The 18,873-nt window shown below is 51.6% G+C and carries 12 protein-coding genes and 2 pseudogenes; 8 read left to right on the top strand and 6 right to left on the bottom strand.

Going from position 1 to position 18,873, the window contains the following annotated elements; genetic code table 11:
• Positions 1-37: 37 nt before the first annotated feature.
• On the bottom strand, positions 38-1,564 hold the full coding sequence (locus tag E7747_RS04165; RefSeq protein ID WP_136414298.1) for a hypothetical protein: 1,527 nt from the start codon (positions 1,562-1,564) through the stop codon (positions 38-40).
• 681 nt (positions 1,565-2,245) lie between these two features.
• Between E7747_RS04165 and E7747_RS04160 the strand changes: the two genes are divergently transcribed.
• Positions 2,246-3,082, top strand: a complete 837-nt coding sequence (locus E7747_RS04160) for an HAD family hydrolase (RefSeq protein ID WP_168185226.1) — start codon at positions 2,246-2,248, stop codon at positions 3,080-3,082.
• Positions 3,083-3,223: 141 nt separating this feature from the next.
• On the opposite strand, the pseudogene E7747_RS04155 reads toward E7747_RS04160, so the two are convergent.
• The 5 genes and pseudogenes from E7747_RS04155 to E7747_RS04140 form a co-directional block, all read right to left on the bottom strand.
• A pseudogene (locus E7747_RS04155) lies at positions 3,224-4,422 on the bottom strand (pyridoxal phosphate-dependent aminotransferase).
• Between the two features lie 54 nt (positions 4,423-4,476).
• Positions 4,477-4,602, bottom strand: a complete 126-nt coding sequence (locus E7747_RS17220; protein WP_262710061.1) for a hypothetical protein — start codon at positions 4,600-4,602, stop codon at positions 4,477-4,479.
• Positions 4,599-5,633 carry a putative sugar nucleotidyl transferase gene (locus E7747_RS04150; protein WP_228449253.1) on the bottom strand — a complete coding sequence of 345 codons (1,035 nt, stop codon included), beginning with the start codon at positions 5,631-5,633 and terminating at the stop codon, positions 4,599-4,601. Before E7747_RS04150 ends, E7747_RS17220 begins: the two co-directional genes overlap by 4 nt.
• A gap of 594 nt (positions 5,634-6,227) precedes the next feature.
• Entirely contained in the window at positions 6,228-7,955 is a 1,728-nt protein-coding gene (locus E7747_RS04145) for a peptide MFS transporter (RefSeq protein ID WP_136414295.1), read from the bottom strand.
• 199 nt (positions 7,956-8,154) lie between these two features.
• Entirely contained in the window at positions 8,155-9,681 is a 1,527-nt protein-coding gene (locus E7747_RS04140; RefSeq protein ID WP_123615640.1) for a peptide MFS transporter, read from the bottom strand.
• A gap of 223 nt (positions 9,682-9,904) precedes the next feature.
• On the opposite strand from E7747_RS04140, the gene E7747_RS04135 reads away from it, so the two are divergent.
• The 7 genes and pseudogenes from E7747_RS04135 to E7747_RS04105 all read left to right on the top strand — a co-directional run bounded on the left by E7747_RS04135 (position 9,905) and on the right by E7747_RS04105 (position 18,746).
• Positions 9,905-11,332 carry an ATP-binding cassette domain-containing protein gene (locus E7747_RS04135; RefSeq protein WP_136414293.1) on the top strand — a complete coding sequence of 476 codons (1,428 nt, stop codon included), beginning with the start codon at positions 9,905-9,907 and terminating at the stop codon, positions 11,330-11,332.
• Positions 11,333-11,438: 106 nt separating this feature from the next.
• The gene (gene gpmI / locus E7747_RS04130; protein WP_136414291.1) at positions 11,439-12,953 is read left to right on the top strand and encodes a 2,3-bisphosphoglycerate-independent phosphoglycerate mutase; all 1,515 of its coding nucleotides are present in this window, start codon (positions 11,439-11,441) and stop codon (positions 12,951-12,953) included.
• A 19-nt stretch (positions 12,954-12,972) separates the two neighbouring features.
• Positions 12,973-14,168, top strand: a pseudogene (locus E7747_RS04125) (L-serine ammonia-lyase).
• 88 nt (positions 14,169-14,256) lie between these two features.
• Positions 14,257-15,846: an L-aspartate oxidase gene (nadB, locus tag E7747_RS04120; RefSeq protein ID WP_136414289.1), complete on the top strand. Its 1,590-nt coding sequence runs from the start codon at positions 14,257-14,259 to the stop codon at positions 15,844-15,846.
• Positions 15,847-15,891: 45 nt separating this feature from the next.
• Positions 15,892-16,560, top strand: a complete 669-nt coding sequence (locus tag E7747_RS04115) for a DUF4294 domain-containing protein (protein ID WP_228449252.1) — start codon at positions 15,892-15,894, stop codon at positions 16,558-16,560.
• A 244-nt stretch (positions 16,561-16,804) separates the two neighbouring features.
• Positions 16,805-17,302, top strand: coding sequence for a hypothetical protein (locus E7747_RS04110; protein ID WP_136414287.1), 498 nt, complete (start codon positions 16,805-16,807; stop codon positions 17,300-17,302).
• Positions 17,303-17,597: 295 nt separating this feature from the next.
• Positions 17,598-18,746, top strand: coding sequence for a serpin family protein (locus tag E7747_RS04105; protein ID WP_228449251.1), 1,149 nt, complete (start codon positions 17,598-17,600; stop codon positions 18,744-18,746).
• Positions 18,747-18,873: the final 127 nt, after the last annotated feature.

Raw genomic sequence — 18,873 nt, 5'->3', positions numbered from 1 at the left:
TTCTTTGTGTCTGACCTCTCTCCGCCTTGATTGTCGTTTATCGTGCTACTTTGAATGACTTGTCTGCTATGCGGACGATGTAAACTCCGTGTGCAGGAAGCTGGATTGCACTGTCACATCCTTTATATACAGACGCTCCGCTTATGGAGAATACTTCTGTCAGCAATCCGTCTGCTCCGGAGACATAAAGGACACCGCCTTCAATCTTTACATTCACGCCGTCAGCGATGACAGATTCAATGCCGGATTCTGTCACAGATCTGATGTTGGCGAAATTTTTCCATCCGGGGGCGGAAGCATAGGCTTCGGTTGTACCGTCGGGGACTATAAGAGCGGCAGATTTGTATACATCGGTTGTGAAGCAGTCGTCGGTCATATCGGGCACTTCGATGGCATTGACTTCTATCGTTTCCAATCCGTTGACAGCAAACGCGTTGTCGGAAATAGATTTAATTGTGGCAGGAATTATTAGCTTTGTGCAATTTGGATTGGCAACCTCATAGAAAGGAGTAAATATATTGCCGTTTATACCTGTCACCGTGTATATGTCGACATATTGCTGTGTGGAAGGGATATTGAGAACTCCGCCATTGTCCTTTATGTAGTAATAAAGTCCGAACGGGTCTCCTTCAATTCCTGCATATAGCACTGACGGGAGGTAGGCCAGATTTACGAGCTGATTATTAAGGTTGTTGACTTCTTCGACGGTTTCGAGATATTCGGAATATGTTTTATCGAGGGTTTCAGCCGTCATTTTGAGGAGATATTCGGCATAGGAAGCCGGGTTCTTGGGAGCATCATTGAGTAATGAGTTAATGGTTCCTACCTGATTTTTAATCTGTTCCAGAAGCCAATAGCAGTCTTCTTTGGTCATTGTGGCGGCGTTCTTGTTGAAGTAGTCGGCAAGATAGTTATAATTATCAGTCAGAGTCGAGGCGTGGCTCTGATAGAGAGTGAGAATATCAATCATTTCTTTGCCGGCGGCCTCATATTCGTCTGCGGTCTCGATAATCTCGTTTAAGAGGTCTATGAGATAACCCCGAGTGAAATTCACCATAAACAATGTGTAGTCAAGATCGGTCAGAGTTCCGCTGACATTGAACTCGAATTTCGTTTCTCTTGCTCTCTTGATTCCGGTCTTTTGACGGGAGTTATAGATTTTATCAAGATTCTCGCTAAGCTGAAGATAGAGATACAGTAGATTCTCCATGTCCTTGTTGAACACAATCATTTCATCCGCGTATCCATTGGTAATCATCGTTGCACCGTCAATTAGTTTCTGGAGTGCGTCGGTGGCATATTGAATTCTGTCATAGATATCTCTTGTCTCTGCCGTAAGAGAATCTGCGGTGAATGCCATGGGTATCAGATCTCGTTCGACAAAGGATTGGGGAGAAATCAGTTTCATCTCTCCATTTAAGGTCTGGCCGATAAATCCATCTTCGTAGTTGACGTAGTAGTTTGTGCCTGATACCCCGGTGAATGTTTCGCTCTGGGCTGTGGCGTTTAGCCCGAAAGCGCTTGCAATGGACATTAAGATTCCGAAGCGTAAAGTGTTTGCCATATAAATTGATTGGTTTATTTGGCTATGTGTCCCCCTCAGAGCCGAAAGTCAATAAAAAAGCGTAGGGACATTATGCTGAATATCTCAATCAAGGCATCGGCAAACGCCCAACACAGAATATACAGTCCACCCCCACGCCATGCCGATATATCGACCCCGAGCCTACGGGGTGGAAGATAGGCACGCATGAGCGTCTTTTTGACTGCCCGATCCTCTGTGTAAAAATTTTGCCGATTTTTGATTGAAGGATTAAGCAAAAAACGCTTGTAATTAGTTAAAATGTAGAACTGAGGCTCTCTTGCCAGAGTTATGTTGCAAAATTATACATCTTGCCTTAGATTTCCAAATTTTGTGGTCTGATTGTCAACGATAAGGATGAACCGGACTACGGTTTTTTCTTTCAGGGACGCTCAAGGACTGCTTTTGAGGCCGATGGAATATGAGAATAGGGATTATTTTATGTATTTTTGCAATAACAATAGTTCGGTAAAATTTGCATATTCAATTGAATATCAATAAGATGCAACAATAATTCAATATCAATGCAAACTATTGTGTATCAGTGCGATACAGCTATGCCTGCTCAAAAATTACCGAACTGTTGCAATAAAGTAAATATAAGGAATGCTACCGCATTGCGGATTAGATAATTATAATTTGAAAGAATTTAAATCGGAATTTATGAAAACTCTATATGTAAGCGATATGGACGGGACGTTGCTGGGGACTGACAGCAGGGTCAGCTGTGAGACGGCGGAGATTGTCAGCGGGCTTTCTCGGTGCGGGACGGCGATTACGGTGGCCACCGCGCGGACTCCGGCCACGGTCGATGTGCTGCTTGAGGATACCTATACGTCGATTCCGGCCATTGTCATGACCGGGGCGGCGCTGTGGGACAGGGAGCGCAGGCGCTATCTGCGCCCTGTGCTGATGGATGGAAATGTGGCGTCCGAGGTGGTGGCTGTGTTTGCGGCCGAGGGTGTCGATCCGTTTGTCTATGACCTTGGCGACGGGGAAAGGCTCAATGTCTATCACCGAAGCGAGATGAACCGTCAGGAGAGGCATTTCTACGAGGAGCGCCGCCATCTGGAGGGGAAGCGCTTCGTGTTGGGCGACAGCCGTGAGCTTACTGTCCCGTCGGCTTCGACCATACTCGTGTTCGGCATGGGTGAGGCTGTGAGGGTCGAGGCCGTGGTGGAGCGTCTGCGGGGAGTGGACGGTGTATCGGTGTCGTGCTACCGCGATATTTTCAACCATGACGTGGCCAATATCGAGGTTTTCGGTGCGGGTGTCAGCAAGGCTGCGGCCATAAAGTGGCTTGCCGGCCATATCGGGGCGAAGCGCATCACGGTCTACGGGGATAATCTCAACGATCTGCCGATGTTTGGAATTGCCGACGAGGCTGTGGCCGTTGCCAATGCGATGCCGGAGGTTATCGCTGCTGCCGACCGTGTGATCGGGCCTAACAGTGAGTCGTCGGTCGCCCGCGACATCAGGCGGCTCGCCGGCGGGTGCTGACAGTCGGCCTATATATAATTAAGGTGTGATTCTGTTCAGTGATATATAACGAGACGATAGCGCACGGCTGCGGGCGGGAGTGCCCGGAAGGCGTGCGCTATCGTTGTGTTCCGGTTTTTATCTATGGGGAGGGTAGGGATGTCAGATTGTGCGGCCGGGGTAGGCTTGGAGGGCGGCTGCGAGGACTTTCATGGCTTTGGCAAGGTCTTCTTTTTTGAGCACATAGGCCATTCGCACTTCGTCTTTGCCCATTCCGGGGGTGGTGTAGAAGCCTGAGGCTGGGGCCATGAAGATGGTCTCTCCGTCGAGATTGAAGTCACGCAGACACCACTGGCAGAATTTGTCGGCATCGTCGACGGGGAGTTTCACGACGGTGTAGAACGCTCCCATCGGGATGGGGGTGTAGCAGCCGGGGATTTTGTTTAGCTCGTCGATGAGGAATTTGCGGCGCTCGACATATTCGTTGTAGGTGGCGAGCATGTAGTCGCGGGGGTGTCGATTGAAGCTTCGGCCACGATCTGCCCGAGCAGTGGAGGGCTGAGACGGGCCTGACAGAACTTCATGACGTTGGTCTTGAGCTGGGGATGCTTGGTGATGAGCGCTCCGATGCGGATGCCACATTCGTTGTAGCGCTTCGACACGGAGTCGATGAGCACAACCTGTTCCTCGATGCCGGGAAGGTGGAAGGCCGAGATGTAGGGCGCACCGGTGTAGCAGAATTCGCGGTAAACCTCGTCGGAAAAGAGGAAGAGGTCATATTTTTTCACAAGGTCGCGGATCTGGAGCATCTCTTTCATTGTGTAGAGGTAGCCGGTCGGATTGTTGGGGTTGCAGATGAGGATACCTTTTGTGCGCGGTGTGATAAGCTCCTCGAATTTCTCGACAGGCGGGAGGGCGAACCCTTGGTCGATGCTTGAGGGGACAGTGACGATTTTCGCTCCGGCCGATATGGCGAAGGCCATGTAGTTGGCATAGGCCGGCTCGGGGACTATAATCTCGTCGCCGGGGTCGAGGCAGGCCATGAATGCGAAGAGCACGGCTTCCGATCCGCCGGTTGTCACGATGATGTCGTCGACATCGACCTCGATGTTGAAGCGGTGGTAGTATTCACGGAGTTTTTCGCGGAGCGAAGGGAGTCCGGCCGAGGGGCTGTATTCGAGCACCTGACGGTCGATGTGTTTCAGCGCTTCGAGTCCGGCGGGCGGGGTCGGGACGTCGGGCTGTCCGATGTTGAGATGGTAGACCTTTATGCCTCTGGCCTTGGCGTCGCCGGCAAGAGGGGCGAGGCGGCGGATTGGTGATGCGGGCATGATTGTGCCGCGTTCTGATACTTTTGGCATAGTGGTTTGGTGGTGTGAGGGGGTGAATTGTAGGGGATAATTGTGTGGGCCGGCTTATTCGGCGCTCTGCTCCCGGATGTTGATATATATTTCCTTGTCGATGGGAGTGAGTTCCTTGTGTCGGCGCGACATCATGCGCGATGCGGTGTCGAAGAAGCGGTCCATGATGACGGGTTTCATGCCGAGCGGCGAACCTTCGGTGAACGATGGCAGATATGTCCTCGGGAATCCTGCGCCATAGAAGTTGACACCGACACCGATAACTGTGGCGGTGTTGAACATTGTGTTGATTCCGGCCTTTGAGTGGTCGCCCATGATGAGTCCGCAGAACTGCAGGTCGGTCTTGATGAAGCGTCCCTCGGCCATGCTCCAGAGCTTGACGGGGCATAGGTGTTCTTGAGGTTCGATGCGGTGCAGCCTGCGCCGAGGTTACACCATTCGCCGATGACGGCGTTGCCGAGGAATCCGTCGTGGGCTTTGTTGGAGAAACCGGTCATCACGACGTTGTTGAGCTCTCCACCGACCTTGCAGTAAGGGCCGAGAGTGGTCGCTCCATAGATTTTTCCGCCCATGTTGACTACCGAGTGCTCGCACATGGCGATCGGTCCGCGCAGACATGCGCCTTCCATCACCTCGGCATCGCGTCCGATGTAGACCGGGCCTTTCGACACGTTAATGTTTGCGCATTCGACTGTCGCACCTTCTTCGATGAAGAGCTGCGAGGGGTCGCCGATGAGACGGCAGCTGTCGCTGAGCGGACGGGAAGAGCGTCCGGCGGTGAGGAGTTCGAAATCGCGGCGTATGGCCTCGTCGTTGAGCATGAAGATATCCCAGATGTTGCTGAGGCGGAAGGGAGTTCCGTCATATTCGGTTTCAGAGGTCGGGTTGCCGTTGCCTCTGCGTGCGATTGTCTCTCCGTTGAAGGTGAGGGCTTCCCCAATGTTGAGGGCAAGAATGGCTTCGACAAGCTTGCTGTCGGGGTGGAGGTTGCCGGCGATGAACAGGTTGTCGCCGTCAGTGGCTTCGACCATAGGATATTTCATCGACAGGTAGTCCTGAGTCGAATATGAATAGGCGCCCGGTATGGCTTTCTGCCATTTTTCGGAAATGGTGGTTATGCCGTGGCGAATGAGAGCCACCGGGCGGGTCAGCGTCAGCGGAAGCAGACGGTCGCGCGCCTCAACCGGATCGAAGAGTATGATATTTTTCATTGTGATAAAAGTCACGTTGGGTTATTATTATGTATAAGAATGACAAAAATACGAATTAATTGCGAAAACCTCGGTCTGGGAAGGAGTTTTTTTGTATGCAATGCGGATATAGTCGTCTAATACAACTAAATTCAAATGGCTTATCTATGAGTGTTAAATAATATTAATAGAATGAAAATGATTTCTTTGCTATATGAAAAAGTTTTTACCTTTGCAGTGAAAAGAAGCACCACAATAGTTGCAATCCTTGGACTGATAAAAATTTTACGCATTAAATTCACAATATTTGGACTAAGGAAAAAAGGCAACATTGCTCCGCATGTCATCGCGATGATGGTTTTCAGGGCAAACGATGGTGTAGTGTAAGTATGATATAATCTCTACATTATTGGAAAGGAATAGTTTTATAACTATTTGACGCCTTTTGGCTTTGGTCCTGTTGCTCCTTGATTGAAAGGGGCAGCGGACAATTTTTTATATATGCCATAGATTTCCGAAAGACTATCTGTAAATTTTGCATCATAAAAGATTCCCGTCCTCCCTTTAGCAGGAAGACGGGAATGCTTTTTATGAGGTATTTGCCAGTGTGGTTCTTTAGGCAAATAGGGCCGGCCATGTATCAGATGGCTTCGTCCCCGACGGTTTCGAGGGGGTCGGTGTCAGCGGGAGCGGGGTATCGGCGGTAGCGGCTTCGAGTTTCCTCATGATTGAGAAAATAAACACAGCCGAGACGAGGCAGATGGCCACGAGGATGCCCCAGAGGACATAGACAGGGATTTTACCCCAAAGCACCATCGGAATAGACACGAGATAGTTGCCTACGGCTGTGGCTGCGAACCATCCGCCCATCATCGAGCCTTTGAGCTTCGGGGGTGCGACCTTGCTGACAAAGCTTATACCCATCGGCGAAAGCAGAAGTTCGGCGAAGGTCAGGAGAAGGTAGGTCGAGATAAGCCAGTTGGGCGACACTGTGGCGGTTGTCCCGACGATTGACAGCGAGCCTATGAGCATGAGACCGTAGGCTACGGCTGCCATAATCATGCCATAGCCGATTTTGCGTGGTGCCGACGGCTCTTTGCCGCGTTTGGCAAGCCAGCCGAAAATGGCAAGCGAGAATGGAGTGAGCGCCACGACATAGAAGGGGTTGAACTGCTGGTATTCCTGAGGCTGTATGCCGGTGAGGGGATTGTCGGTGTGGGAGTAGAAATAGTTGAGCGCTACGGCCACGAGTGCGATGATGACGATTGAAATCACACGGCTGAGAGTGCCTTTCGACTGGAAAAGGTTGAAGAGCGCATAGACGCCGATGGCGATGCTCGACAATGCCCAGACATTGAATCCGATACGGGTCCATCCTTCGGCTTGAGGCGAGGTGCAGCTCTTGGCAAATTCGGTGAGTGTCGCGCCGTTCTGGTGGAATACCATCCAGAAGAAAATCACCACGGCAAAGACGAGCAAAAGCGCAACGACGCGCTGCTTGGTCTGTGCGGGAGTCAGCTCCGGACCGGAATTGGTAACGGTTTTGGCCGAAACAGCCTGTTTCTTGTCGGTCAGTATGTGGGCGTATGTGCTACGGCCGAGGAAATAGATCAGGAAGCTGACGATGAGCGAACCGCAGGCTATCGCGAAAGCATAGCTGTAGCCGGTCGAGAGTGTTGTGATATAGTCGTTTGCGAATGCTGCTATGTCTGTTCCGGGATTCATGCCGTTTTCAGAGGCGGTGGCAATCAGTTCGGCTGCGTTTTCGTGTCCGTCAAGATAATTGTTGCAGAGAGCAGGAAGTGAGGACACATAAGTGAGGCCCTTGCCGTTCAGTGCAAGATTACACATGGCAGTCGCAGTCATGGGCGCGAACATAGAACCTATGTTTATTGCCATGTAGAAAAGCGAGAATGCGGCATCGCGCTGTCCGCTATAGCGGGCTTCGTTGTAGAGGTCGCCGACCATCACCTGAAGGTTGCCTTTGAACAGACCCGTACCGCAGGAAATGAGCAGAAGTGCGAATATCAGGATTATGAGTGACGAGGTGCTTCGGATATCGGTTGGAATCGACATGATGAGGTAGCCGACAAACATGACTGCAAGTCCTGTGACTACACATTTTGAAAAGCTCCACTTGTCTGCGACCCATCCGCCGATAAGGGGCATGAAGTAGACAAGAGCGAGAAAGCCTGCGTAAATCTGGCCGGATACGGTGGAGTCGAGCCCGAATTTTGCCTGCAGGAACAGCAGGAAGATTGCAAGCATGGTATAGTAGCCGAAACGCTCGCCGGTGTTGGCAAGCGCGAGCACGTATAAGCCTTTTGGTTGGTTGTTGAACATAAGTGCGAAGTATTAAGTACGAAGTACAAAGTATTGAGTACAAAGTATTAAGCACGAAGTATTGAGTGCAAAGTACGAGGTTTTAAGTGCGAAGGATTAAGTTTGCAGTGGGTATTGATAAAGGATAAAGTATTTGGTCTGAAATGGTCGTATCAGCACCAAATGCTTTATCCTTTATGTACTTAAATTATGCTTGAATTTATGCCTTGGTCACTCGTTCGAGCCAGTTGACCATGCCGAACATTACGCCCATAGATACGATGCAGACGGCAAGGAATACGCTCCAGCACATCCACAAGGGCCATGCGTTATACATGAGCGGGCCGATCCAGAGCAGGAGGTTTCCGAGCGCTGTAGCTCCCAGCCATAGACCTTGGCAGAGACCCTGCATGTGGCCGGGGGCAACTTTCGACACGAATGAAAGCCCGAGGGGTGAGATGAAAAGTTCGGCGACTGTCAGGAAGAAATAGAGGAGGATGAGCACCCACGGACCGGCAAGCATACCGGCGGTCTCTCCGACGGGCATTGCACGGAATTCAGTAGCCGAGGGATAACCTGAAACAGCCGAGAAGATGGCGAGGAAAAGGAAGGCGAGACCTGCGAGTCCCATACCGATGGCAATCTTCTTGGGGGTGGAGATTTCGATGCCACGGCGGCTGAGCATGGCGAAGAGGGCCATGACAACCGGTGTGAGGACAATCACGAAGAACGGATTGACAGCCTGCCAGATTTCAGGTGCGATAGTGGATGTGTCGACGAAATCGCGTGCGAAGAGCGAGAGCGAGGTGCCGTTCTGATGGAACGAGAACCAGAAGAAGATAACCACGCCGAGCACTGCGAAGAGGGCCATCATGCGCTGTTTGATCTCCTTGGCCATTGCACGGCGTTCCTCGTCAGAGATGCTGACAGAAGTGGTCTTGGCTTTGGCCGACGGGTTGGGAAGACCCTTCTTGTAGATGAGGAATATGGCGAGCGAGAGCACCATTGCCGCTACCGATGCGATGAACGAATAGTGGACACCGGTGTTGAACACTTCAAGATACTGGCTGCAGAATGCCTGAATGTCGCCGGCCGCATTTCCGCCGGTGGCTGTGATGAGCGAGTAGAGGTTGTTGATGTTTTCGGTCGACATGTTGTCGGTCACGCTCAGATATTCATGGCAGAGCGCGGGGAGTTTGGCATTGTAGGCGAGATTGTGGACACCGAGCCACCAGCTGCGGAGCATGGGGGCGACAAAGGGGGCGATGAGACCGCCGACGTTGATGAACACATAGAAAATCTGGAATCCGGAGTCGCGCTTGGAGGCATACTTCGGATTGTCGTAGAGCTGGCCTACGATTGCCTGCAGGTTGCCTTTGAAGAGACCGTTGCCGAATGCGATCAGGAAGAGGGCGAAACAGGTCATCGGCAGGAGCCATGAGATATTCTCGCTTGTGGAGAGGATGGGAATTGACAGGAGGAGATAGCCTGAACACATCACGATGAGACCGCTGATGATTGTGCCCTTGTAGTTTTGTGTACGGTCGGCAATCACACCTCCGACAAGGCTGAGCAGGTAGATGCCGGCATAGAAGAAGGAATAGATAAGGGTACTCGTCTCTTCGCTGAGTCCGAATTTCGAACATAGAAACAGCACCAGCACGGCGTTCATGATGTAGTAGCCGAAGCGTTCGCCCATATTGCTGAGGGCGGCTGGAATAAGGCCTTTAGGTTGGTCTTTAAACATAGGGATGAAATTTTGCTTGTAAAGTTACTTTTTTCAGGTATCGGTTATTTTCGTGATTGGTTTGTTGTCGCAGGAGAGGGGGAGACTTTCGGCAAAAATACAAAAAATATCATTAAAACATAATATAGTCAAATAAAAATGAGGTGGGCTTTTGGCCGATTTTGTAATTTTGTGGCTGTAAAAACATATTTTTAGGTCAACAGCTTGATTAATTAAAATAGCTATGGATAGTACGAAGTTTATCGTCAGTTTCGACAGCCGGAGGCTCGGCTACGGCAATGTGGTGCTTGCCAATCCGCATGGGTCTTATATCCCGGAGGGTGTCACTGTGGTTCTCGGACCGAATGGTGCGGGAAAATCGACTCTCGGACTTGTTATCGAAAAGGGGCGTTATGCCTACGGTAACCGTCTGCGGTTCTGCCGTCCCGACATGAAGGTGAAGATGCTTGCTTTCACCGATATCCATTCACTTACGGGCATCGAAGTGACCCGCTACGACCAGCGCTTTGAGGCTACGGTCAATGACCTCGTGCCGACTGTCGGCGAGATACTTGGCGATAAAGCTGTTTCCGAAAAATGGACGGAGCTATGCAATGCCTTCGCCCTTCGCGATGTCGTCGGGAAACGCATCAACTATCTGTCGAGCGGTGAATTGCGTAAGCTGTTGATAATAAACGCGCTCCTTGAAGTGCCTGACCTTCTGATTCTTGACAATCCCTATATCGGTCTCGACGAGCTTTCGCGCTCCGAGCTTGACAAGGCGATTAAGGGCATAGCAGAGGGAGGTGTCGGCATTGTGCTCCTGTTGTGTGACCCTGCCGACATTCCTTCCTATACGGATTCGGTTATCGCCATATCCGGCAATGAGGTCTCAGCCCCCGAGACAAGTCCCGAAGCCATTGATGCGCTCCGCTCGCGGCCATTGCCGTCAGTGCCTGAAATGACTCTTCAGGATCTTCCGGCTCAGAAGGGAAGCGCAGGAGAGTTTGAGGTGGCTTTCGCTATTGAGGACGGTCACGTGCGCTACGGTGGCAAATCAGTCCTTGAAGGGATTGACTGGAAGGTCTGTGCCGGACAGAGGTGGGCGCTCACAGGGGCTAACGGTTCAGGTAAATCGTTGCTACTTAGCCTTGTCTGCGCGGACAATCCGCAGGCTTATGCCAACCGTATCACTCTCTTTGACCGACGTCGCGGGTCGGGTGAAAGCATCTGGGAGATAAAGGATCGCATAGGTTATGTCTGTCCCGAGATGCAGCTGTATTTCCGTTCGGCTCTGCCGGTTGAGGAAATTGTGGCGGGAGGACTTCGCAACTCTCTCTCGCAGTTCCGCAAGCCCACATCCGATGAGCTTGACGAGGCGCGCACATGGCTGAGGCTTCTCGACATAGGCCACATCGCCGACCGCCGGTTTCAGGAGCTTTCGTCCGGCGAACAGCGTCTCGTGCTTCTGGCCCGGGCATTCATCAAACAGCCGTCGCTACTGATTCTTGATGAGCCACTCCACGGGCTTGATGCCGCTCACAAGGAGCGTGTCCGCCGTCTCATCGACCTCCTTGTCAGCCGCAACGGAATGTCGCTGATATTCGTGACACACTACACCCGTGAAATCCCATTGAGCGTCACGCAGGTCAAGACCTTGCAAAAAATCTGACAGACAGAGGCGGTAGCCTCATTTATCGCGCTATCCTTAGCTGTTTCTAATAAAATATTTGTAAATTTGCACTCTTGAAAAATAACCATACAATTTCTATAACATCATGGCAAAGAAAGCATTGTTAATGATTCTCGACGGATGGGGAATCGGCAATCACTCAAAGAGCGACGCGATTTTCTCTACTCCGACCCCCTATTGGGACTATCTCGTAAACACATATCCCCACAGCGAGCTTCAGGCTTCAGGTGAAAACGTCGGTCTTCCCGACGGCCAGATGGGCAACTCGGAAGTGGGACACCTCAATATAGGTGCCGGTCGCGTGGTCTATCAGGACCTTGTGAAAATCAACAAGGCATGCAAGGACGGCTCGATCCTCACCAACCCTGAAATCGTAGATGCGTTCACCTATGCCCGCGACAACGGCAAGGCCATCCATTTTATGGGACTTACCAGCGACGGTGGCGTTCACTCGTCGCTCGACCATCTCTATGCGCTCTGCGACATCGCGAAGCACTACGGTCTTGAAAAAGTCTATATCCACTGCTTCATGGACGGTCGTGACACCGACCCCCGCAGCGGCAAGGGCTTTATCGAGGCTCTCGAAGACCACTGTGCCAAGTCGGCCGGAAAAATCGCTTCGATTATCGGCCGCTACTATGCAATGGACCGCGACAAACGCTGGGAGCGCGTCAAAGTGGCCTATGATCTTCTCGTGAAAGGCGAAGGCAAGCAGGCTGCCGATATGGCCGAAGCCGTGCAGGAGAGCTACAATGACGACGTGACCGACGAGTTCATCAAGCCTATCAACAACTCGACTGTCGACGGAACTATCAAGGAAGGCGACGCAGTGATTTTCTTCAATTACCGCAACGACCGCGCCAAGGAGCTCACCGTAGCCCTCACCCAGCACGACATCCCCGAAGCCGACATGAAGGTTGTCCCCGGACTCCAGTATTACTGCATGACTCCCTACGACGCTTCGTTTACCGGCGTACACATCCTCTTCCCGAAAGAGAATGTCGAAAACACTCTTGGCGAATATCTGTCGAGCCTCGACAAGAAGCAGCTCCACATCGCCGAGACCGAGAAGTATGCCCATGTGACATTCTTCTTTAACGGCGGACGCGAAGAGCCTTACGAGGGCGAGGAGCGCATACTTGTAGCTTCTCCGAAGGTTGCCACTTACGACCTCAAGCCCGAAATGAGTGCCTATGAGGTCAAGGACAAACTCGTCGAGGCCATCAAGGAGGAAAAATATGACTTCATTGTCGTGAACTATGCAAACGGCGACATGGTGGGTCACACCGGTGTCTACGATGCAATCTGCAAGGCCGTGAAGGCAGTCGACGAGTGTGTCAAGGACACTGTTGAGGCAGCCAAGGAAGCCGGCTATGAAGTCATCATCATCGCTGACCACGGCAACGCCGACAATGCGGTCAACGCCGACGGCACTCCCAACACCGCCCACTCGCTCAACCCTGTGCCCTGTATCTATGTGACAGAACGCAAGGACGCCAAGGTCGAGGACGGCAAGCTGGCAGACGTGGCTCCCACCATGCTTAAGATTATGGGCCTTCCGCAGCCCAAGGAGATGACCGGCCACGTCCTCATCGACTGATGATTTTCAAAAATTATTGATGGAATCAATCAAACGACTCTATAAGATTGGCCACGGCCCGTCGAGTTCTCACACGATGGGGCCTCTGAAGGCCGCTCAGGAGTTTGGCTCCCTTCACCGGGATGCCGCATCGTTTACTGTGACCCTTTACGGCGCTCTTGCGGGCACCGGAAAGGGTCACATGACTGATGTGGCGATACTTGGCGAGCTTGAGAAGATTGCTCCGACCACCATACTCTGGCAACCCGACATATTTTTGCCGTTCCACCCCAACGGGATGACTTTTGCCGCGTTTGACAGCGAAGGGCACGAGACTGACCGCCGTACGGTCTATTCGATCGGCGGAGGTGACATCGTGAACGAGGGCGAGGACCGTCCGCAGGTGCGCGATGTCTATCCTCTTAGCAAGATAGCCGATATTCTTGCTTGGGCCGATAAGTCGGGCAAGAGTTTCTGGGAATATGTCGGGAATATGACGACCCCGACGTGTGGGACTATCTGGCGGAAGTCTGGAAAGTGATGAAAGAGGCGGTCGAGCGCGGAATCGATGCCGAAGGGGTGCTCCCCGGAGGGCTTGGCGTGCGCCGCAAGGCCGTCAGCTACTATCTCCATGCCTCCGGCCACAACGACAGCCTTCGTTCGCGCGGGCTTGTCTATGCCTATGCTCTTGCCGTCAGTGAGGAGAACGCATCGGGCGGCCGGATTGTGACCGCTCCGACCTGCGGGTCGTGCGGAGTGCTCCCGGCAGTTCTCTATCATCTCTCGACTTCAAAGGGCTTTTCCGACAAACGCATACTCCGTGCGCTTGCGACAGCCGGACTTTTCGGCAGTGTCGTCAAGCATAATGCCTCGGTCTCCGGTGCGGAGGTCGGTTGTCAGGGAGAGGTCGGCGTGGCATGCGCAATGGCCGCCGCTGCTGCGAGCCAGCTTTTCGGAGGTACGCCCGCACAGATTGAATATTCTGCTGAAATGGGTCTCGAACACCATCTCGGACTCACCTGCGACCCTGTCTGCGGACTTGTGCAGATTCCCTGTATTGAACGAAACGCCTATGCCGCGGCCCGTGCGCTTGACAGCAACCTCTATGCCTCGTTCTCCGACGGACGTCACTCTGTGTCGTTCGATCGTATCGTCGAGGTAATGAAGCAGACCGGCCACGACCTTCCGTCAATCTACAAAGAAACGGCCCAAGGCGGTCTTGCCATCATCAAATGACACGTCTCCGCTGCTCTACACTCATAAACATAATCTCAATTCCATAAGAAACCAATCCTCACCCTCCTCTCATATTTCGAAAGGCATCATGACACGAAAGTATGACTATCTCGTAATCGGTTCAGGCATAGCAGGCATGAGCTTTGCCTTGAAAGTAGCGTCGAAAGGGCGCGTGGCACTCATCTGCAAGACCACTCTTGACGAAGCCAACACGGCTCTCGCTCAGGGAGGCGTGGCCTCTGTCACAAATCTCGAAGTTGACGACTTCGAAAAACATATCAACGACACCATGATTGCCGGCGACTGGCTCAGCGACCCCGAGGCCGTCCGCAAGGTGGTGACCGAAGCTCCTGCGCAGATACGCGAGCTGATAGATTGGGGTGTCGAGTTCGACAAGAAGGCCGACGGAACTTTTGATCTTCACCGCGAGGGCGGCCATTCGGAATTCCGTATCCTCCACCATGCCGACAACACCGGCTTCGAAATTCAGGAATCGCTCATCGAGGCTGTCAGAGCAAATGAAAACATCGATATTTTCGAACATCATTTTGCAATCGAGATAATAACCCAGCATCATCTGGGCAAGATCGTGACCCGCCGCACCCCCGATATAACCTGCTACGGGGCATACGTGCTCGACACCGCCACCGGCGTGGTCGATACATTCCTATCGCGCATCACACTCATAGCCACCGGAGGTGTCGGGGCAGTCTATCAGACAACGACCAATCCGCTTGTGGCGACAGGCGACGGAATCGCGATGGTCTACCGTGCCAAGGGAACGGTTAAGGATATGGAATTCATACAGTTCCACCCGACCGCGCTCTATCATCCCGGCGACCGACCGAGCTTCCTGATTACAGAGGCCATGCGCGGCTACGGCGCTGTGCTCCGCAACCTCAAGGGCGAGGAGTTCATGCACAAATATGACCCGCGCCTGTCGCTCGCGCCACGCGACATCGTTGCCCGTGCTATTGACTCGGAAATGAAACTTACAGGCGACGACCACGTGTATCTCGACGTGACACACAAAGATCCTGAGGAGACACGCAAGCATTTCCCGAACATCTATGCCAAATGTCTGTCGCTCGGCATTGACATCACCAAGGACTACATTCCTGTAGCACCTGCGGCCCACTACCTCTGCGGAGGCATCAAGGTCGACGGAAACGCTGAGTCGTCGATACATCGGCTCTATGCTGTTGGTGAATGCTCGTGCACAGGTCTCCACGGCGGCAACCGTCTGGCATCCAATTCGCTGATAGAGGCTGTTGTCTATGCCGACGCGGCCGCGAAACATGCCGTTGCCAATGCCTCGCACTATGATTTCCGCGCCGATGTCCCCGAATGGAATGACGAAGGCACCCGCCACACTGAGGAAATGGTGCTTATTACCCAGAGCATCAAGGAAGTCAACCAGATTATGGGTACGTATGTGGGCATCGTGCGCTCCGATCTTCGCCTTGACCGTGCATGGAATCGCCTCGACATTCTTTATGAGGAGACCGAGAAGCTTTTCAAGCAATCGAAGGCATCGCGTGAAATCTGCGAGCTGCGCAACATCATTAATGTCGGTTACCTGATCATGCGTCAGGCTAAGGAACGCAAGGAGTCACGTGGTCTCCACTACACAGTCGACTATCCTCCCGTCCCACACGGGCCTGAGACCATAGATTAGGACGGCGTTACAATAAAACACCGGTTTCGGGTGTTATAATAATGTATGACACAACTCAATAGAATCTTCATATCAATTATCATGACGGCTCTGTGTGCGCTCTGCGCATACAGCAGCCCTGTCATGTCGCCCGACGCGGATGTTACCGTGGCCGATGACCCCATAAAGGTCGGCAGCGGCCGTGTGAAACCGTTGCAGGGCTATTACTTTTTTGACGGCGAGGACGGCGAAAATACTCTGATGCTCGTGCTTGCCGATGTGACAGTCTATCCGCCGCTGAAGTTCAAAAACAAAAAGGAAGAGGAATTCTACTGGAAGACGGTCCGCGATGTAAAGAAGACTCTTCCATATGCCAAACTCATCTGCGAGACGCTTATCGAAACCTATGAGTACATAGAGACATTTCCGACCCAGAAGGAGCGGGAGGAACATCTGAAAAAGATGGAGGGGGCGGTTTTCGAACAGTATAAGCCGGCTCTTAAGAAATTTACGAAGTCACAGGCACAGATGCTTGTCAAGCTAATCAACCGCGAGACCAACCAGTCGAGTTATAATATCCTGAAAGCCTTCCTCGGCTCATTCCGTGCCGGGTTCTGGCAGACATTCGGACGTATATTCGGTGTCAATCTCAAGACCTCCTACAAGCCTGACACCGACCGCAAGGATGCTATAGTCGAGCGCGTCGCCACGATGGTGGAACTCGGCCAGCTTTAGCTGACGCTCTGATATATTAAGTTGACTATCCGATATGATTGCTTCAAGAGTGCCTGATGCTCTTGGAAATGTATAATATCGGGAATATGATATAATCTCATTTATAAGGTCGGGTGTTTTTTAGTTCAAAGTAAGCATTGTTAATGTTTGTTAATATTAGTTAATGCTAGATACTAATTCTTGCATATTGAGCTTTAAATCAATAAATTTAGTGATTCTTTACTTAAATTGACTAAAAATCACCATGAATTCAAACCGTTTATGCTATTTCCTTGCAGCTTCGCTGCTCATGCTACTTGCCGTAGCCGCTCCCGTGCGTGCTGCTGCACCTCAGACAACAGAGCCGGAAAATCCCGACGGTATCTGGAATGTGGTGGTGGTCGTGCCCGATATCGAAGCCGCTGTGCGGCAGGCCGGCGGTGATTGGATTAACGCTGCCGATTTGGCCAAGAGCGACCGTTCCGACAGCTCCTACAGCGGTTTAAAGCTTCCCTATGCCGGAGCCCTGCTCGTGATCAAGCCCGAGGCTCTCGATAATATAGTCAAGGATGCCGGGAAGTTTCTCATTGACTGGCAGCCCGTAGGCTACGACGAGTTCAAGGCTCTTGATTTCAACGAAATTCTCACTGTGGCCCGCTGTGGCGACCTTGTGCGCGTCACCAAACGTCCTGCCGGCATCAACCGAAACATAGCCGCCGACGGCCTCAGCGACCTCGAAGCCGTCCGCTCCTGCGCCCGCTGACCCACCTCACAGACGGTTGACTTGTCGGGTCTATGAGCTTACGGCATTATGAGTTATCAGGTTATTACCAAAAATTAGATAAGTAATGATTTAGTAATTCATCAATTACTCCATTTAGTAGTGTAAGTAATAAAATAATGTATAAGGCATGAAATAGACTTATCTACATTATCTATAATAGAATGATTGATGGGAAAATAAAGGATATTCATTTAAATTATATACAATGAAAATATGTAATGCTTTATTGTGTGGCTTTGCCCTGATGTTTAGCGCATGTAGCAGTGATAGTGATGTGGCAGATAACGAGCGTAAGGATATAGTGCTGGACGGCAGTGAAATAGCTATTGTCGATACGCAGATCAGCACTGCTTTTGATATGTTGCGTTATTTCGATGCCAATTCGGAGCAGGCCAATTTTATGGTGTCGCCTCTGAGTGCGCAGTTTTCACTCAGCATGCTCGCCAACGGCGCGCAGGGGACAACTCTCGACGAGCTATCCAAGGTTCTCGGCGGTAATTCAGTCGGAGAGCTTAACGCCTTGAATAAACGTCTGCTGTCCGAACTGCCCAAAGCCGACAAGAAGACCGCTTTCCGCAGTGCCAACTCCTTGTGGCTTAACAATGGATTCAATATCCTACCGGCCTATTCACGTTCCATGGCAGACTTCTATCGCACCGATGTTGCGACGGTTGACCTTACGACCGACGTGGCCGTGAAAAAGATAAATGACTGGTGCTCGTTGAAAACCGACGGGATGATTCCGTCTGTAATCAATAGTCCATACTCAGGAGATATAGTATTTATCATTCTCAACGCCCTTTATTTCAAAAGCGAGTGGCAGCAGCCGTTTAAAACCGAGAATACGGTGAGCAAGGAATTCACCAATTCCGACGGAACAGTCTCGAATGTTGCCACTATGTGTAAAAAGGAATATATGCCCTATTTCAAAACGGAGAAATATGAACTTGTCCGCATGAATTACGGCAACGGCGCATATGCGATGACTCTGCTGCTCCCGTCGAAGGACTCGTCGCTCGGCGAGGTGTTGCAGACACTCGATGCGGAAGCTTGGGCAGCTTGGAAAAGCAACCGGGTAGTCAAAGATTGTATGCTTGAAATGCCGAAATTCACGATAGACACCCGTTTTGATCTCGACGGTTATTTTGGAAGTATGGGCATCAAGGAGGTTTATGATGCCAATAAGGCCGATCTGTCGGCGATGTCTGACAGGGCCGTGCATCTGTCGAGATCAGAACAGTTTACCCGTATTGAAGTTGATGAAAAAGGGACAGTTGCTACGGCTGTCACGAAGCATGAATCGTGGGATACCGATGTTTACTTTGAGCCGGTAGAATTCCATATCGACCGTCCGTTTGCTTTCATTATTGAGGAGACATCGACAGGCGCAGTTCTCTTTACAGGCCGTGTGAATAAACTTTAATACAGACCGGTATATCAAAACTTTGATTACATACACCCCACAAAAAAGCCGGCGGGACGCTGGTTCCACTGCCGGGCGGGGTGATAATGTCGGGAGCGGGTTTTAGGCCGTCTCCCTAAGGTTTCTA

The organism is Duncaniella dubosii (assembly GCF_004803915.1).
Classification (GTDB): domain Bacteria; phylum Bacteroidota; class Bacteroidia; order Bacteroidales; family Muribaculaceae; genus Duncaniella; species Duncaniella dubosii.
Note: the sequence above shows the minus strand (reverse complement) of the source record. Positions and strands in the feature narration are given on the sequence as shown.